Source organism: Pseudalkalibacillus sp. NRS-1564 (assembly GCF_050467905.1).
GTDB lineage: Bacteria > Bacillota > Bacilli > Bacillales > Guptibacillaceae > Guptibacillus > Guptibacillus hwajinpoensis_B.
Genome location: NZ_JBITPM010000029.1, coordinates 63626 through 79137, shown reverse-complemented (window position 1 = coordinate 79137; position 15512 = coordinate 63626). Strand labels below are relative to the sequence as shown.

Sequence of the window (15512 nt, the reverse complement as noted above, 5' to 3'; positions counted from 1 at the left end):
ATGTCGACAATCGATGAACTAAAAGCTGGTGTTGCTGTGATTATTCTAAATGAAGAAAACGAGGTTTTATTACAAAAAAGAACCGATGTGGGGCAATGGGGGATTCCATCTGGTCATATCGAAATAGGGGAGACAGTCTCCGAAGCAGCCATCAGAGAAGTGAAAGAAGAAACAAATTTGGATATAACGATTACCAGGATCATCGGTGTTTACTCTGATCCTACTTCACAGGTTTTTCATTATCCAAATGGGAAAGTCGTTCATTTTATTACAACATGCTTCCTTGCTGAAGTGACAGGTGGAGAACTTCGATGCAACTCTGCCGAATCACTTGATGTTCAATTTTTTGGACAGTCACGTTTACCACAGAACTTATTAACCATGCACCCTCGATGGCTGACGGATGCACTTGAGAAAAGAGATCTTGCATTTATTCGTTAAATGAAGATGCTTAAGTGGTAGGAGTAATATAGAAGTTACTTTGTGATGTGTGGTTACTAAAAATAACTGTTAAGAAGCTTATCAATCATAAGATAAGCTTCTTATTTATTGAATGGAACGTTGAGTTATTCTACCTATTTTGAAATAATTAGTTCTAAAGATTAGAAAAATTTAAATCAAAAAAGAAATGAGATGAAGGTTGGGAGAAAAGGGAATGCCGTTATATCTTTCTGTGCGTCGGCATTTGTCAGCTGTTCTGATTACAAGCTAAGTAGTCTTAGCTTTTGACAAAGTGGGATGGAAGGAGGGAAAAACGTGAAAAATCAACAAGCTTTGATCTGGGTAATAGTAGCGATTTTATTAGTATTGGTTTGGGTTTTCTTCAGGTAGTACATAGGTGAGTCGAATGATGTAACGATAGAATATGTCTTAATATCAACTTTTCGTAGATAAGCTGTAAGAAGAAATGAGAAAGAACAAAGGGGTTCATATGAATAAAACTATTAAAATCGTTATCATTATTTTTTCAAGCCTACTTTCTCTCCTTCTACTGCTTTTATTAGCTGGGGTCATCTTATTACATAATGTGATTGAAGAAAATTCAGGTGAACCTATTACTTATTTTCAAGCAGTTAAATTTGGCCTTAGTTTGAACTTTGATGGGAAGCTAGAGAGAAAAGCAAAGCATTCAAAAGAAATGAAAAGCTATGAAAACATGTCTATCTATGTTGATGATCAAGATGTTGAGCTATTTCCTTTAATTATGGATACGTTGCAGTGGGCTAAGGATAGAAATGCAGACATATTGGGCGATATTGATGGAAGAGACGTAGCTGTTCTCTTCTTTCATAATAAAAAGGATTTCGAAAGTATTTCTGATTTAAATCATGTATCTGGTTTTTATGATCAATATGGGTTATTCATCGCTGTTAGGATCGATGATAAGAAAGGAATATTGGATGGTAAGGAAACACCACTTTATTTTTTTCAGAAAAGGATATTACACGAATATACGCATTATACGTTAGATCAAAAAGTGGCTGGTACGCCTTTAGGATTGGATAAATATCCTCTATGGTTTCAGGAAGGAATTGCTGAGTATATATCAAATGATCAAACCACTATAGAAGTAAGTGACTTTAAGCTTTTGACTTATGATCAGCTTAGAAGTCATGAACAATGGGCAGCTGCTAGAGAGCAAAAAGAGAAGAATGTCTACGATCAAAGTTATTTCACGATCAAATTTCTTATAGATGAGCAAGGGGAAGAAGTGATTGAAGAAATTATCGATGCAACGAATGATTCAGGTGATTTTAAAGAAAGTTTCGCTGATGTAACTGGACTTCACTATGATCGTTTATATGAAAAACTGGAAATGAAGTTAGGGGAGGAAGAGGATAGAATAGGAAGCTTTCATTGAAGGAGTGAAAGCATACTAAGTAAATGCCTTAAGTATGTTTCTTATACCTTGATACCAATAGTCTTCTTTTGTTGATTAAATAAGCGCTACAAAAAGGTTTGATTTAAATGAAATTGATACTTGAGTTAATGAGAATAATCTGAAATAATGGATGATAGTGTGGAAATTAATTGTAAATTTAAGGAATTTTTATGGGGAGAAAATTTGCAGAGGCGTTTGGTACAGGCACTTAGATGATCGTGATGTTGATCGAATGAGATGATTTCATTTTTTATTACTAATCGTTAGACAAGATAATAAATAAAAGGAATGATCGAATGAAGAAACAGGTAAAGCTTTTTTATTGTCATATGTCTTTATTATTGTTTATTCTATTACTTGCAGGGTGTTCAGATAATACGAATGCCAAGTCAAATGCTGCTGAGAATGACGCTACTTTATCAACGGAAGAAACGACTGAAGTGGAAGAGGGTAATCAAGCAAACGAAGCTTCATCTTCATCAACGTCAGAAGACACTTCACAGGAAGATGCTAAAGAATCCTCTTCTGAAGAATCAAAAAGCGGTGATTCAAATCCTGCAGATGAAAACGAAGAAAATCTTTCGTTAGATGATTACTCCTCCAAGGAAATTGAATACGCTCGTGTCTGGTCACAGCTAGGACCGAATCAAGAAATAGATGAATTAAATGTTCAACTTATATCCGCTGGTTCCCCTCTTGATCCTGATGATGAGAACAGTCTCACTTATCCAGAAGATGTTGTTCAATTACGTGGTTCCCGTATCGTAGATGGCATCGTTACGTATAGTGGTAACGGAGATGGCACGATTAATGTATATAACGTTCCTTTGCGCTGGTATGGTGGCTTTCCTCCTCCTGAAGGTATAGATAAAGAAGAAATTCAGAAGGAAATGGAAGATATCATTACCAATACAAAGCTTGTAAACGTGGATACAGGAGATAATGAAGAAATCATAGAGATTATCAACAAAATGAATAGTCAGTAATCTGAGTAGCGGAATTATGTTAATCATTGTTTCGTTTTAGAAGGCATAATGTGCCCACACTATGTTGGATATGAAAATAAGATTAAGACAATTCTCTATCCCCAACAGGTTAAAATTTGAAGACAATTGAAGTCATGATGCCATAATCGTTATAAAGTATGGTAAGTTAGCTATTGAAGTTAGCACAAATATTTCTTTCGCAATATTTCTTTTTTTATATTTTCTTTTTGCAAAATATAGTAAACTATTACATGAATTACTATATTATCGTACTAATTTAATAGCGTTATATACATGTTGATTAATGAACTTGTAGGAATGAAGATCTTTATATTTTATATTTTGAGCACTATTATTTGGCCCATTCCTTAGAATCCATATATAGCACGCTGTTTATATGTACTTCTGGTTCTCCAACATTAATTTAGGAAGGGAAGCGTTTAAATCGCCAATCAAATGCTATAATCGTGCAGATCTTCTTGATCTGATCGATGAAAAAAAATCTCTTTTATCTTTAAAGGTGTTAGCTCATGGCTTTACACATAAACAGACATTAATGGCTAGCCAGGAGCTTGATCGATTACTTAATCGCTACCAATTTGGAGAGTATAAAGAAAGTCAGCCAACATACTCAAATTAAAGACAAACTGTTATTTTAGGAAAGCAAAAGCTAGCCGCTATAAATGTGTAATATGTAAATTTGAGATAGATTAGTTTTGTTCATGATTGTTAAGCGAACAAAGCATAATTCTATCTCATTTTTTTTAGGGGGACGGCTTATTGAAGAGATTAGTTATAAGCGTCTATTTTAAATAGAAGAGGTGGTAAAAATGTTAAACGAATGGGCTATTTCTATATTTGTTAGCTTTATTCTATTTTTAATTATTGGCTGGTTTACTGGAGATAAAGAGTATGGAAGTGGTTCAAAAACCAATGATGAACGCTCTCGATTCATTAAACAAAAAGCGATTGTAGGAAGTTGGATTTTCTTACTAACCGTCTTTGTGATAAATGTGGTCTTAAGCTTTTTCGACTTAAGAACAGGACCTCTAGAAAACGCTCCATTTAATCATCCAGAGTTATTCTATTTACTTCTTTTGGTGGGTAGCTATTTTGTATGTTATTGGATGTATAGTAAGCGAATCAGTGGGAAACGAGAGTAATAGAGACGAGGGGGGTACGGGGGTTACGAAAGTTGATTAACTTCTATCAAGAGGAGGAGGGAGATTCTCTATGAACAACGAAAACGAAAATAAACCATTCAATGATGCTATAGCTCATAAACAAAACATTGAAGGTTATCCAAAATCAAGAGGTGGAAAACTGCCCTTACCTATTAAGGTAATCGGATATTTTCTGTTTGGGAGTTTGATTATCATGCTATTGATTGGATTGGTTGGGAATTTTCTATTCGATTAAAAGAGGTGGAGCCTTTTTGTTATAAAAGATCCATAAGAAGATATTGAATGGCAGATATGATCTTGGGGGAGGAGATGTGATTATGTGGATAGCTGAGACAATAGCACCGCTTGTCTTAATGGGCATAGTAGTTGTCTTTGTGATTGAAAGCCTAAAGCATAAATCTAATAAAGGCAATCTGGGGAAGAAAGATTCAAAAGCTGCTCAACTTTTATTAGATAGTCTCATCCCAATCGGAATGCTTTTGGGGGCTGGTATTGGTGTAGTGGTTGGTATGTATTTCTCGTTCTCATTACTATCTTCAGTTAATTTAGGTGCGGCACTAGGTTATTTAGTTGGATATTTTGTTTATGAAATTTATAGCAAGGAAGGAAATAAATATCCATAAGTAGCTAATAATATCTTGCGAAGGTTGATTCGTAAGGGTTATTTCAAGTAGGGATAGTTTCAGATTCTATCTCTTACCTATGTATCTTATTTCGGGTAAACTTTTCATCGCATTACATGTGAAAAATTGATTTATCAACATAAAAGATCCACAAAATGAATGATGATTTTGTGGATCCTTTTTCAATCTATGAAGATGTGAAATGAATAAATTAGAATTTAACTTACAACTTTCCGGACAGCCGATAATGCAGCATCAATGTCTTTCTTCGTAATCCCATTATTCGTTACAAATCGAATCACGTTCGGACCAAACGCACCTGCTAAAACGCCGTGTTCTTTTAAACGGTGGATAAAATCTTCTGTCGTTTTCTTCGTATTCGTAATATCAATTAAGAGTATGTTCGTATCCACTTGATTGACAAGGACAATCCCTTTAATATTCTGAAGACCATCAGCAAGATACTTCGCGTTCTCGTGATCCATCTCAAGATGCTTCACGTTTTCTTCGAGAGCAATAATGCCTGGTGCAGCGAGAACACCTGCTTGTCTTAAACCGCCGCCAAGGCGCTTACGCCATTTTCGAGCTTTCCCGATAAATTCAGAAGTACCGGCAATCATAGAACCAACTGGTGCACCGAGCCCTTTTGATAAGCAAAATTGAACAGAATCCGTATACTTCGCGAATTCTTTTACGGGAATTTGAGCTGCTACAGAAGCATTGAATAATCGTGCCCCATCTAAGTGAACAGGGATCTGATGTTTTCTTGATAGTTGATAGATTTGTTCCATATTCTCAAGGGGAACAATCGCGCCACCTGCTTTGTTGTGGGTGTTTTCGATGCAGATTAGTCCCGTTTCCGGCTGATGAATATCGTCGCCTCGGATAGCCGCTTCAACATCGCCTGGATTCATCGCACCGCGGTTGCCATCGATCGTCTTAATTTGTACACCAGCAAAGGCGGACAGTGCTGCCGCTTCATATAGGAATAAGTGCGCCTGAGATTCCATGATCACTTCTTGACCAGGCTGACAGTGGACTAAGCCAGCAATTTGATTTCCTTGCGTGCCGCTCGTGACAAATAAAGCCGCTTCTTTTCCTAGCGTTTCTGCAGCGATTTGTTCGAGCCTGTTAACCGTAGGATCTTCTCCATACACATCATCGCCTACTTCAGCTTCGTACATCGCTTTTCTCATTTGTTCATTTGGTTTCGTTACCGTATCACTGCGCAAATCGATCACGATTCGTCCTCCCCGTCTTCATTAAGTAATAGTCTACTAGTATCCATCAAAAGTATACGGTTATTTCATAAGTGAATCAACTTCGTAACGGGGAGGCTTTATGATCCTGTTATCTCGACGCAAGGTGGCGATCGATGATTTCTAATGCTTCAATAGGTCCGCCACAGGCTTGAAAGCTCTCTTTGATCTTTCGGATGCCTAGCTGATAGTTCGCGTTATGAATGACCTGATTCACTGCATGCTGTAGCGATTCGATTGTTACGTTCGGTGGGAAAATAGGATATCCGGCTTGTAGTTCTGCGAGGCGTGCAGCGACCAAAGGCTGGTCCTTACCATGAGGGAGCACCACCATCGGGACTTCAAAGTAAATCGCTTCATTAGTGCTGTTCATTCCTCCGTGGGTAAGGAACACGTTCGTATGCTGCAACACATCTAGCTGAGGAACATATTTTCGAATAATGAAGTGATCGGGAGCTTCTTTTAGTTTAGTGAAATCAGCACTTGATCCTGCTGAAATGACAACTTTCCCTGGAAAATCTGTAAAGGCGTCGATGCACATATTAAAGAAACTCTCAACATGATCGAGCACTGTGCCCATAGAAATAAAAAGAACCTGCTCGTTTTCAAGCTGGTCAAGTGGGAAGTCAGTCGCGTCTTTTCGTTCCGGGAAGCTAGGACCAATAAAATGATACCCTTCACCAAATTCACTTAAATGAGGTTGGAAATACTCGCTTGAATAAACCATCGTTTGCTCGCCTTGATTTTGCATAAATTGCAACATGGTTTTAGGAGCGACGCCAAACTCTTGCTTCATCTTAGCTAATAAAGCTTTCCCATTTTCATCGAGTTCAAATGACACCGACGCGTCTGGGTGAAGGGGGAGGTTCTTTTTATAATCTTCTGGGATTAAAAAGGATGAAGAAGAAGAGAAGCCTGGTACTTGTAAATACTCTTTTACTAATTCACCAGGACCAAAGGCATCGTAATAAACAAAATCAATCGAAACTTCTTTCGCTAACTCTTTTGTAATTGAGAGGATATCTAAAGAAGAGCGTATAAAGAAATGTAGAAAGTTATTGATTCCTTCTGAACTACCATGATTGATGTGTAAACCATCTAATCGATCCTCATGAAGAATCACATTCGCTCCTACGCCTTCTAGGCGGTCTTTGAATTTTTCAGTTGAAATATAATAGACGCTGTCTCCCCGATCTGCAAAAGCTTTTGCCATGCCTAAGCTTGGGTTAACATGTCCTTCACCTGGGATGTTAAGCATTAGAATATTTGCCATCAGTCGTCACCTCTTGAGTTTTATTATCGTCACATAGTAAAGAATAATTGTTTTTCAATAAGAATGAAACCTTATTACGTTGGTTGGCTTCTTCCATAGTTGAGCAATTATTAAACTTAGTTCATGACAAATCCTTCAAAAGTAATAACACAAAAAACCTTAGATAGGTCAATCTATCTAGGGTTTAAAAATGAACGATTTACCAGAATCTGTCTTCCTTATCTTCGCCTGCGACGTTTGCGTGATAAAGGGGGTGGCGGTCCGATAACGACAGGACTTTTCCCTTCAATTGGATCTAGCGCTTTTTCCATTGTTTTCGGGTCTATGCGATACGCTTCTTCATAAACCTTCAGAGGGGTTTTCGTCAGCATGCTAGAGCCATCTTGCGTTTGGAAGCGGTCGTTGTTAAAGAATAATAACAGCAAGGTCTCGTCCGAATCTGCCTTAATCCAGTGCCAATAGCCCATTGGAATAAAGACCGTTTCACCAGCTTTTCGTAGCTGATACGTTAATAATTGATCATTGTTCGGGTTGAGGATGCCGACGGTTGCGGATCCAGAAGCGAGGTATACCAATTCCCATGAGTTTGTATGCCAGTGCGGCTCGCGTACAGATCCTTTCGACATTCTTAATTCGGCAAGTGAGCCGCCGATCATCGCTGGCATTTGCGCTGAGGATAAGAGATAGATGAGGTTTTCCGGATCTTTCTTAAATGCAACATTATCCTTTATATCATAAAAAAGGTTCGGGTTTCCTTTTCGACCTACTAAGTTTCGGTTATCCGTAATATAGCCTGATACTGGAGTTGTCATATATTCTCCTCATTTCTGTTTCAATTCTCTACTATTCTATGAAAAAGGATAAGCCCGGTGTAGGTGCCAGTCCACTGGCTATGAAATAGGGCGGAGAAGCGCCTATAAATGCACTCGACCAGGCACAACACGGCCCCTATTCGCAATAGATTAAAGCGAAGGGGGCAGATCGTTGTGAGCGATCACTATCTAGGTATTATCCTTCCCAAATCAACGTATGAGGCGATGCCTGAATTACAGGGTGGCACGCGCAGCATGTTTATGATTTGGGAGAAGTCAGCAAGAGAACTTGGCATAATCCCTTGTTATTTTCGATTCTTTGATCTAAAGCCAGGCGTCGCGACGGTGAAAGCCTATGTGTATGAACAGGAAACGTTTGTCGTGAAAGAAGTTCCAGCGCCGAAAGTCATTTATACACGCGTGCTCGATTACTTGCCAGCTTACCGTTCGCACATCAAGTCTTTAATGAAGGAAGGGCGCGTCGTTTACAATGTGCCGAATTATGATGTGGAGAAGCATAAAGTTCACGAAGTCCTGATCAAGCATGACAATCTTCGAGACCACTTGCCTGAGACGGAGCTCTTTACGATCAACAACTTAAATAAAATGGCTGCACGCTACAAGCAATTCATTCTCAAGAAAAGCTATGGCGAATTCGGCATTGGCGCGATGAAAGTTGAGCGGGTTAAGAAAGGATGGCGCCTCTTTTATAAAACAAAAGAAGGCGATCTCAAACAAGTTGATTTCAAAAAGACGCTGCCTGCGGTGCTCGTTAACCGACTCCGTACGCATACGTACATGATTCAGGAGATGATTCCGCTAGCTGATTTTAAAGGCCATCCGTTTGATTTGCGCGTCGCGGTTCAAAAGAATCGAAACGGGAATTGGCAGGTGTCAGGCGTGATGTGCAAGGTAGCCAATGGGGGAGACTTTCTAACGAATGGAGCACAAGGGGGAACGACGTACACGTTTGAAGCTGTTGCGCCTCATTCCCATCCAGGAATTTCGTACGAAGCGCTCCTACAAAGCATTGAACAGCTAGGACTTCAAACCGCCCGCGTACTCGATCACCATTTTCCGAAGCTAGCCGATCTTGGATTCGATATCGGCATCACAAAAGCGGGTAAGCCTTATTTTATTGAATGTAACTTTATCTCAGACTATGTGAGCGGATTGTTTGAGGATGGAGAGCTCCTTCACGATAAGTGGGAAGCGGTCTTCAGAACGCCGATCGAGTATGGGAGATATTTAATGGATCGGATTTAAGTCGCGCAGTAATCATAACGGGTCCTGTTATCTATCACGAATAATGAATATGTACTAGAACAGAGGGAGGAATTGTACATCGATTCTTCCCTCTTTGTTTGTAGAAGTGGGGTTCAACGAAAACGGAATGTTGAAATTAACAGGGGTGAGATGGTGTAATATGTAAAAAAGAACTGAAATCATATGCCCAGTTTGCTCGTTATGAATAGTTCGATTAAGAGGACATACGATATCCCTAAGACAACTTCTTTTGGAAGGTGGGATTTGAAATGAAAAAAGCAATCATAGTTCTGCTTCTACTAGGGAGTGTTTTTTCTGTATTCTATTTCTTTGCTATAGAGAATAATAATGATAAGCCGGTGGGTGCCAGGAGCACTCCATCAACGGATCTTGAACTAATGGATATTACAAAGAAAATAACGGAAACTAATTTTACTAGTAAGGTTGTAAATGAGTTAGAGAATCAAGGTTACCAAGCAGAGGGAAAAATACATTACTCAATATACGACGCAAAGAAAAAAGATCTTATATTTGTCATTTCAAATAGTGAATATAAAGGGGAAAAGTCGGAACAGGAAATAAACGCAATCATTGATAAGCTTTCAAAATCAAGTGAGCTAGGTTCATTTAATGTCATCTTTCAGAAAGAAGAAAAAGCTGTAGATTAACCTTTCAAGCATAGGCGATTCAGCCCCATTTTATGAAAGAGACGAGGAGCTTATCTGTCATAAGATAGGCTCCTTTTAATGTGAATTAAAGGATTGAGTTGTTCATAACAATTTGAAATAATTGGTATTGGAGATATAGGGAAGAGATTACTTAGAAAAAGGGGGAGTAAGGTGCTTGCAAAAATATTAGCGTCAATCATGATGTTAATTAGCGTAGTTTATATTGCGTTTTTAGTAAAAAATCTTATCGTGACATTATCTTTATTGATTTTATCAGGGATGTCTATTTTTTATTTGTTTTATGAAAAGGATGAGAAGGAAGACCAGGATAATTTATGACAATAATTATCTGTTCAACAATCTCTGAGCGGTTGCTAAATAGTTTAACTTTGTGAATGAGAAAATAATTTATTTAGGAGGAATCACATTGTTTAATAGAACATTTGTTGCATTGATAGGTAGTTTTCTTGTTTTGGCTGTTGGATTGTTTAGATTAATGACGGAATCGTTATCCACCACACCTCTGTTTATAGCTTATGTATTTATTATTACTGGGCTAATTGGTGTTGTTGCTAATGGAATAAGGTTACGTAAAACGAACAGCGGTCGGTAGTGGTTTTTCATTATTACTGGTAGGTTTAGTACTTTGAAATCCATTCTTCGGGAATATCGGAGCTTATCTGTAACAAGATAAGCTCCTTTTATAATGAAAGAACGAAGTAGGTTATTGATGCCAATTTAAACTAATTGGTATCAATAACTTGAACAAGGTAATTAAAGAGGAGTAACATGTTATTTGCTGATAATGATTAAATGGGAAATACAATGGTACAATCACTATGAGTTACGAATAGATTCATAGATCCAGAAACTTTATAAACCGTTAGAGACGAAAATATTGTCGTTAAGAGTGAAGTGAGAGATCAGGTGTAAAAGAATACGCCGTTTAAATTTAAAAATAGAAGATTTATAACGAAAGAAGGAGAGTCACAATGCTAACGAACCCAAAAGCTATTTTCTTAGATATGGATGGTACGATCTTGAATCACTATAACAAGGTGAGTGAGTATACGAAGCAAGTGATTGATGAGTTACGAGAGAATGGCATATACGTCTTTATCGCAACCGGCAGAGCTGCGGATGAGATTAAAGAGCTTGTCCCTGAAGGGTTTCAAGTGGATGGCATCATCTCTTCAAATGGGATGGCAGGGTATGTTGAAGGAGAGGCCATATTTGAACATTCCCTTCAGCTTGACTTAGTTGAAAAGATTATTGAAAAAGCGCGTGAGCAGAAAATTTATTACGAGCTCTTTCCATACGGAGGAGATCGCATTGCTTTAGAACAAGATCGTCACTATATGGAAGCAGAAATTAAAGATCCGCAGCCAGAAGGCGTCGGGCTGAATGAATGGCTTTCGCGTCAAGAAGCGATCAAAGAAGCGATCAACTGGAAAGCTCAAATTGAAGGAAATAAGTTTTCCAAATTCTATTTCTTCGCTCGAACGAAAGAACATATCAATCAATGGAAAGATGAGCTAGAAAATATCAAGCAGGACATTGATTTTACAACGTCAATCTCTTCAGCGCATAACGTCGAAGTAATGGTAGCCAATGTAAACAAAGCGACTGGCATTAAAGAAATGCTCCAGCATTTTGATTTGTCAGGTGTAGAGACGCTTGCCATAGGCGATAGTAACAACGACTTACCGATGTTCCAGTTTGCCGATTATGCTGTAGCCATGAAAAATGCATCGGACCAAATTAAAGAAATCGTCGACGATGTGACGGAATTTACGTGTGATGATGACGGTGTTTATCATTATTTGAAGTCGATTGTCGTGCGAGATTCTATTAGAAATACATGATTATTTGTAAAGAAAGCCACATCTCCATCCAAAAGAAATGGAGATGTGGCTTATTATTATGGGCAATTGTTAATTTCTTTTTGATTTCACTACAAGTGATTGTAGCGTATCGCTAAACGATCTTCGCATCGATGTTTTTAAAAGAATCGACGTTTGAGGGGAGGCGAACTGATCTAAGAGCGTGAGCAGCTGCGATTGCGTTGTCACGTTATGAATGGCTGACGGATTCATGCCTAACTTAGCGGCTTCGCTACAAATCGGATAGGCGTTTTTCCCGACGGCGATTAGCACATCCACGTCTTTCTTCGCGACAAGCGCACCGACTTTGCGATGCTCCTGCTCGGCGTAGTGACCGAGCTCTTCCATTTCACCTAGGACGGCAACTGTTTTTCTTCCCTGAGCGGTTTCAATAAGAACTTCCAATGCCGCTTCGATAGAAGTTGGATTTGTATTCCACGTGTCATCAATAAGCAGGCTGCCCTTTTTTCCTTCATAGAATTGCAAATGACTTTTGACATGGTGAAAGGACTTCAAGCGACGAATGGCATCTGGAATCTTCACGCCAACGAGGGAGGAAGCGGCGATTGCTGCGAGCGCATTGAAGACGTTATGCGTGCCGTATCCTGGTACAAAACAAGAAAATTCACCTTCACGACAAACAAGGATAAAATCCATGCCGTTCTTCTGAAGATTGAACCGAATGCTGTGTGCTCGGCAATGAGCTGATGAATCCTGTCCATAGTAAAGAACCTTACCGGTAAACTCGCTTAGATCAAGGTTTCGAATCGTTTCATCGTCCCGATTTAATAGAATCGTCCCGTTCTTTCCAACGGCTTTTAACATCTTCGCTTTTTCCGCGATATACGCATCCTGGCTTAGAAATCCCTCGATGTGATCAGTACCAATGGCTGTGATAATACCGATCTGTGGCCGGAAATAATGAGCGGAATAAAGAAGCTGATTAGACCCAGAGACTCCCATCTCAAACACAGCACTGTCTGTTGCATCATCGATTTCTAGTAAATAATCGAGGTTTCTCGCCAGGCCATTATGACTTAACTTCGTACTAACAACGCGATCTCTTTCCTTCAAAATCCACGTGATCATTTCCTTTGTCGTCGTTTTACCGCAGGTGCCTGTCACCCCAATGACAGGTAGCTGAAATAAGCCTCTGTAAAACGAAATAAAGCGATAATACGCTTTTCTAACGTCTTCTACATAAATGACCGTAACGTCTTCTTTCACATTCTTAAGAGCTTTCGGGTTAGAGGTGACAACCATGATATTTTTCGCTTTATCTGGTAAAGGCATGGACGACTTTCGTTTAAGCATAAAAACTAACGACTGATCTGTAATAAGGTGCTCTCCATATTTTGCGGCGTTTTTCACTGTTTTTGCGGTGCTTCCAGATAAAACAGTTCCTTCTAGAACAGGAAGGAGCCGTGGCAGTGGAAGATGCTTCATATTAACCACACTTTCGCTTTAGACTTACTCCTATCTTATTCCAGACAAGGGGGAGGTGTACGGGCATATCTCTCCTGTCATTCTACCAATCTTTTAGGAGCACATTCCTATTTACTTCCAAATGCATATACTACCTTCGTAGTCAGTCGGAAGAGAATGATATGTTTTATGCAATGGAGCGGAGGGAGTAGGATGTTAGGCGTCAAATCGTACCTTCAGAAAAATGATCGGTTGATTGTATCGAAGAAATCTCACATTAGTCGCGAGGTACAATCGGAAAAGACTTATCGTATTCAATTTGGCATCAAATACTGGAACGTCACTGTATATCATTCAGATTATGCGAAAGAAGATGAACTCCATCTCTCAACGAATGTAATCGAAGAGCTCGACCTCCCATTATCGTGTCATTATGATGTTATCGTGCAAGGTGACACGATCATTATCGGTCCATTTATTGGGATTCTTTGCGAATTAACAAACAAAAAGCTAGTCGAACTAGTCTCCACATACAAAAGCTTCGTCAAAGGCTACCGCGCGATCGGCGGCGCGGTGATAGTCTTCTCTATCGAAGGGGTTCAGAAAGAAAAGCGAATGATCAACGGCTTTCTTTATCATCCCGTGAAAAAAGTCTGGGAAGTTATACAACTCCCTTATCCTGCCGTCGTGATGTCCATTGCCGAGCCAAGCTTAACGTCCTCCTGGGAGAAGTTTCACGAGTGCATGACCGATTTTGAACTTCGTTTAGGAGGAAGAGTGTTTAACTATCCCCATTTCTCAAAATGGGAAATGTATCAAATGTTGCGTCCTGAATTTAAAGAATATCTGCCGGAAACCGTGCTGTACGAGGATGTGCAGAGCGTCCGCGACATGCTGCGTAGACATGATAGCATTTATATCAAGCCATTAAACGGCCGATTAGGGAAAAGCATATTGAATGTGAAGAAGGAGAAACATCACATTATCGTGAAATACGATGAGAACCGAAGAAGACGCGAAGAACGTTTCGAGAGTAAAGAGGAGAGCGATGTCTTTTTCCGGAAGCATCTTGAGACAAATAGCTTTCTTATTCAGCAAACGATTCCACTCAAAACATATGAACAAAGAGTTATCGATTTTCGCGTGATGACTTCAAAGAACCATAAAGGAATGTGGGAAACAATCGGGATCTATTCCCGCTATGGCGCAAAAGGGCAAATCGTCAGCAACATTACGGCCGGCGGTCATACCGAAATAGCGAGGGCAACGTTAAAAAACGTCTGGAAGCTACAGGACAAAGAAATTCAAAGGGTAGAAGAAGAAATGAAACGCGTCGTGTTAAACTCGATTCAGAAAATCGAAGAACAGGGCTACCATCTCGCCAACATCGGCGTTGATATTGGATTAGACGAAAACTGTCAGATCTCAATCATTGAAATCAATCACCAAAATCCCGATCCGTATATTGCAATGATGGCGAAGGATCGACTGGCGTTCTATACGAGCCGGTATCAGAATATGAGATATGCACGGTATTTGGGTGGGTTTTAGATGGGGGATAATTTATGTAGAGAAAACTTCAGTTGGTGTGGGTTTTATAGGTGAATAATTAGAAATAAGCTAGCTATCCTTTTAAATCTTCTTACAAAAAGCTAATCGAGATTAGCACATAAGAAAAGGATAGCTATATTACTCTAATGACATTCTTCAGACGCTTCATTGATTGAACCTTTCAGCAAATTCAACTATCGGATCGACGCGGAAACAAAGCGGCTTCATCTCTTTAAACGAACACATCACTTGATCGGATGATTCATCGAAGAAGACGATCGCATAATCATCATCACTTTCCGAGAAAACACGCTGCCCATAAGGTAGCGAATCATCATGTTGAAGTGTAATATCCTCTATATCAAATGTTGAATAAATCCATTCTTGTACTCGCTCACGAGCTTCCATGTTTTAACCTCCTTTAGTAATCACTACTCCTATTGTTACCCGGATTAAATGATGATTAAGCCATTTTTATGTTATTTTAAGTAACAGAGACCTTTTTTAGATGGGTGAAAATGGCCCGTAATAGGCGGCGAAATAACGGTTGAAATCGGACGGAATGAGGTTTTAGATCCTAGAGGAAGAGCATTTAGCGAGATTAGTATTAGTGAATGTTAGAATGATTCTAGTTAGCTAATAAAAAGTGATTTTAGCCAATATATTGGTATTTCGGCCAATAAACAGCCGTTTACCGGAG

The 15512-nt window shown here is 39.2% G+C and carries 18 protein-coding genes; 13 read left to right on the top strand and 5 right to left on the bottom strand.

Annotation, left to right across the window (positions count from 1 at the left end):
• The 7 genes from ACIFPW_RS13885 (at window position 1) to ACIFPW_RS13855 (ending at window position 4675) form a co-directional block, all read left to right on the top strand.
• Window positions 1-441, top strand: a complete 441-nt coding sequence (locus ACIFPW_RS13885; protein ID WP_430245104.1) for an NUDIX domain-containing protein — start codon at window positions 1-3, stop codon at window positions 439-441.
• Between the two features lie 490 nt (window positions 442-931).
• Window positions 932-1861: a collagenase gene (locus ACIFPW_RS13880; RefSeq protein WP_430245102.1), complete on the top strand. Its 930-nt coding sequence runs from the start codon at window positions 932-934 to the stop codon at window positions 1859-1861.
• 317 nt (window positions 1862-2178) lie between these two features.
• Window positions 2179-2868, top strand: a complete 690-nt coding sequence (locus ACIFPW_RS13875; protein ID WP_430245100.1) for a hypothetical protein — start codon at window positions 2179-2181, stop codon at window positions 2866-2868.
• Window positions 2869-3265: 397 nt separating this feature from the next.
• On the top strand, window positions 3266-3508 hold the full coding sequence (locus ACIFPW_RS13870) for an aspartyl-phosphate phosphatase Spo0E family protein (RefSeq protein ID WP_194220715.1): 243 nt from the start codon (window positions 3266-3268) through the stop codon (window positions 3506-3508).
• Between the two features lie 190 nt (window positions 3509-3698).
• Window positions 3699-4031 (top strand): hypothetical protein, encoded by a 333-nt coding sequence (locus tag ACIFPW_RS13865; protein ID WP_430245098.1) that lies wholly within the window; start codon window positions 3699-3701, stop codon window positions 4029-4031.
• 70 nt (window positions 4032-4101) lie between these two features.
• Entirely contained in the window at window positions 4102-4287 is a 186-nt protein-coding gene (locus ACIFPW_RS13860; RefSeq protein ID WP_430245096.1) for a hypothetical protein, read from the top strand.
• Between the two features lie 82 nt (window positions 4288-4369).
• Window positions 4370-4675, top strand: coding sequence for a hypothetical protein (locus ACIFPW_RS13855; RefSeq protein ID WP_226612492.1), 306 nt, complete (start codon window positions 4370-4372; stop codon window positions 4673-4675).
• 218 nt (window positions 4676-4893) lie between these two features.
• Here the strand turns inward: ACIFPW_RS13855 and ltaE are convergent, their stop codons facing one another.
• The 3 genes from ltaE to ACIFPW_RS13840 all read right to left on the bottom strand — a co-directional run bounded on the left by ltaE (window position 4894) and on the right by ACIFPW_RS13840 (window position 8019).
• On the bottom strand, window positions 4894-5916 hold the full coding sequence (ltaE, locus tag ACIFPW_RS13850) for a low-specificity L-threonine aldolase (protein WP_430245094.1): 1023 nt from the start codon (window positions 5914-5916) through the stop codon (window positions 4894-4896).
• Between the two features lie 109 nt (window positions 5917-6025).
• Window positions 6026-7207, bottom strand: a complete 1182-nt coding sequence (locus ACIFPW_RS13845; protein ID WP_430245092.1) for a macrolide family glycosyltransferase — start codon at window positions 7205-7207, stop codon at window positions 6026-6028.
• 218 nt (window positions 7208-7425) lie between these two features.
• A complete protein-coding gene (locus ACIFPW_RS13840) occupies window positions 7426-8019 on the bottom strand; it encodes a cupin domain-containing protein (RefSeq protein ID WP_430245090.1) in 594 nt (197 codons plus the stop codon).
• 174 nt (window positions 8020-8193) lie between these two features.
• Here ACIFPW_RS13840 and ACIFPW_RS13835 point away from each other — a divergent pair, with 174 nt between their 5' ends.
• The 5 genes from ACIFPW_RS13835 (at window position 8194) to ACIFPW_RS13815 (ending at window position 11818) form a co-directional block, all read left to right on the top strand.
• Complete coding sequence (locus ACIFPW_RS13835) at window positions 8194-9285, top strand: YheC/YheD family protein (protein WP_430245088.1); 1092 nt, start codon at window positions 8194-8196, stop codon at window positions 9283-9285.
• A gap of 269 nt (window positions 9286-9554) precedes the next feature.
• Window positions 9555-9953 carry a hypothetical protein gene (locus tag ACIFPW_RS13830; RefSeq protein ID WP_430245086.1) on the top strand — a complete coding sequence of 133 codons (399 nt, stop codon included), beginning with the start codon at window positions 9555-9557 and terminating at the stop codon, window positions 9951-9953.
• Between the two features lie 171 nt (window positions 9954-10124).
• Window positions 10125-10292: a hypothetical protein gene (locus ACIFPW_RS13825; RefSeq protein WP_430245084.1), complete on the top strand. Its 168-nt coding sequence runs from the start codon at window positions 10125-10127 to the stop codon at window positions 10290-10292.
• A gap of 88 nt (window positions 10293-10380) precedes the next feature.
• Entirely contained in the window at window positions 10381-10566 is a 186-nt protein-coding gene (locus ACIFPW_RS13820) for a hypothetical protein (protein WP_430245081.1), read from the top strand.
• A 379-nt stretch (window positions 10567-10945) separates the two neighbouring features.
• Window positions 10946-11818, top strand: coding sequence for an HAD family hydrolase (locus ACIFPW_RS13815; protein WP_430245079.1), 873 nt, complete (start codon window positions 10946-10948; stop codon window positions 11816-11818).
• 69 nt (window positions 11819-11887) lie between these two features.
• Here the strand turns inward: ACIFPW_RS13815 and ACIFPW_RS13810 are convergent, their stop codons facing one another.
• A complete protein-coding gene (locus ACIFPW_RS13810; RefSeq protein ID WP_430245077.1) occupies window positions 11888-13282 on the bottom strand; it encodes a Mur ligase family protein in 1395 nt (464 codons plus the stop codon).
• 192 nt (window positions 13283-13474) lie between these two features.
• On the opposite strand from ACIFPW_RS13810, the gene ACIFPW_RS13805 reads away from it, so the two are divergent.
• A complete protein-coding gene (locus ACIFPW_RS13805) occupies window positions 13475-14812 on the top strand; it encodes a YheC/YheD family protein (RefSeq protein ID WP_430245074.1) in 1338 nt (445 codons plus the stop codon).
• A 165-nt stretch (window positions 14813-14977) separates the two neighbouring features.
• Here the strand turns inward: ACIFPW_RS13805 and ACIFPW_RS13800 are convergent, their stop codons facing one another.
• Window positions 14978-15220 carry a hypothetical protein gene (locus tag ACIFPW_RS13800; protein WP_430245072.1) on the bottom strand — a complete coding sequence of 81 codons (243 nt, stop codon included), beginning with the start codon at window positions 15218-15220 and terminating at the stop codon, window positions 14978-14980.
• Window positions 15221-15512: the final 292 nt, after the last annotated feature.

Bases quoted from the DNA above. Each gene is read 5' to 3' on its own strand.
- ACIFPW_RS13870 (WP_194220715.1), top strand. From the start codon at position 3,266: ATGTACTTCTGGTTCTCCAACATTAATTTAGGAAGGGAAGCGTTTAAA.
- ACIFPW_RS13860 (WP_430245096.1), top strand. From the start codon at position 4,102: ATGAACAACGAAAACGAAAATAAACCATTCAATGATGCTATAGCTCAT.
- ACIFPW_RS13840 (WP_430245090.1), bottom strand. From the start codon at position 8,019: ATGACAACTCCAGTATCAGGCTATATTACGGATAACCGAAACTTAGTA.
- ACIFPW_RS13875 (WP_430245100.1), top strand. From the start codon at position 2,179: ATGAAGAAACAGGTAAAGCTTTTTTATTGTCATATGTCTTTATTATTG.
- ACIFPW_RS13885 (WP_430245104.1), top strand. From the start codon at position 1: ATGTCGACAATCGATGAACTAAAAGCTGGTGTTGCTGTGATTATTCTA.
- ACIFPW_RS13805 (WP_430245074.1), top strand. From the start codon at position 13,475: ATGTTAGGCGTCAAATCGTACCTTCAGAAAAATGATCGGTTGATTGTA.
- ACIFPW_RS13855 (WP_226612492.1), top strand. From the start codon at position 4,370: ATGTGGATAGCTGAGACAATAGCACCGCTTGTCTTAATGGGCATAGTA.
- ACIFPW_RS13815 (WP_430245079.1), top strand. From the start codon at position 10,946: ATGCTAACGAACCCAAAAGCTATTTTCTTAGATATGGATGGTACGATC.
- ACIFPW_RS13810 (WP_430245077.1), bottom strand. From the start codon at position 13,282: ATGAAGCATCTTCCACTGCCACGGCTCCTTCCTGTTCTAGAAGGAACT.
- ACIFPW_RS13830 (WP_430245086.1), top strand. From the start codon at position 9,555: ATGAAAAAAGCAATCATAGTTCTGCTTCTACTAGGGAGTGTTTTTTCT.
- ACIFPW_RS13845 (WP_430245092.1), bottom strand. From the start codon at position 7,207: ATGGCAAATATTCTAATGCTTAACATCCCAGGTGAAGGACATGTTAAC.
- ACIFPW_RS13880 (WP_430245102.1), top strand. From the start codon at position 932: ATGAATAAAACTATTAAAATCGTTATCATTATTTTTTCAAGCCTACTT.
- ACIFPW_RS13865 (WP_430245098.1), top strand. From the start codon at position 3,699: ATGTTAAACGAATGGGCTATTTCTATATTTGTTAGCTTTATTCTATTT.
- ACIFPW_RS13800 (WP_430245072.1), bottom strand. From the start codon at position 15,220: ATGGAAGCTCGTGAGCGAGTACAAGAATGGATTTATTCAACATTTGAT.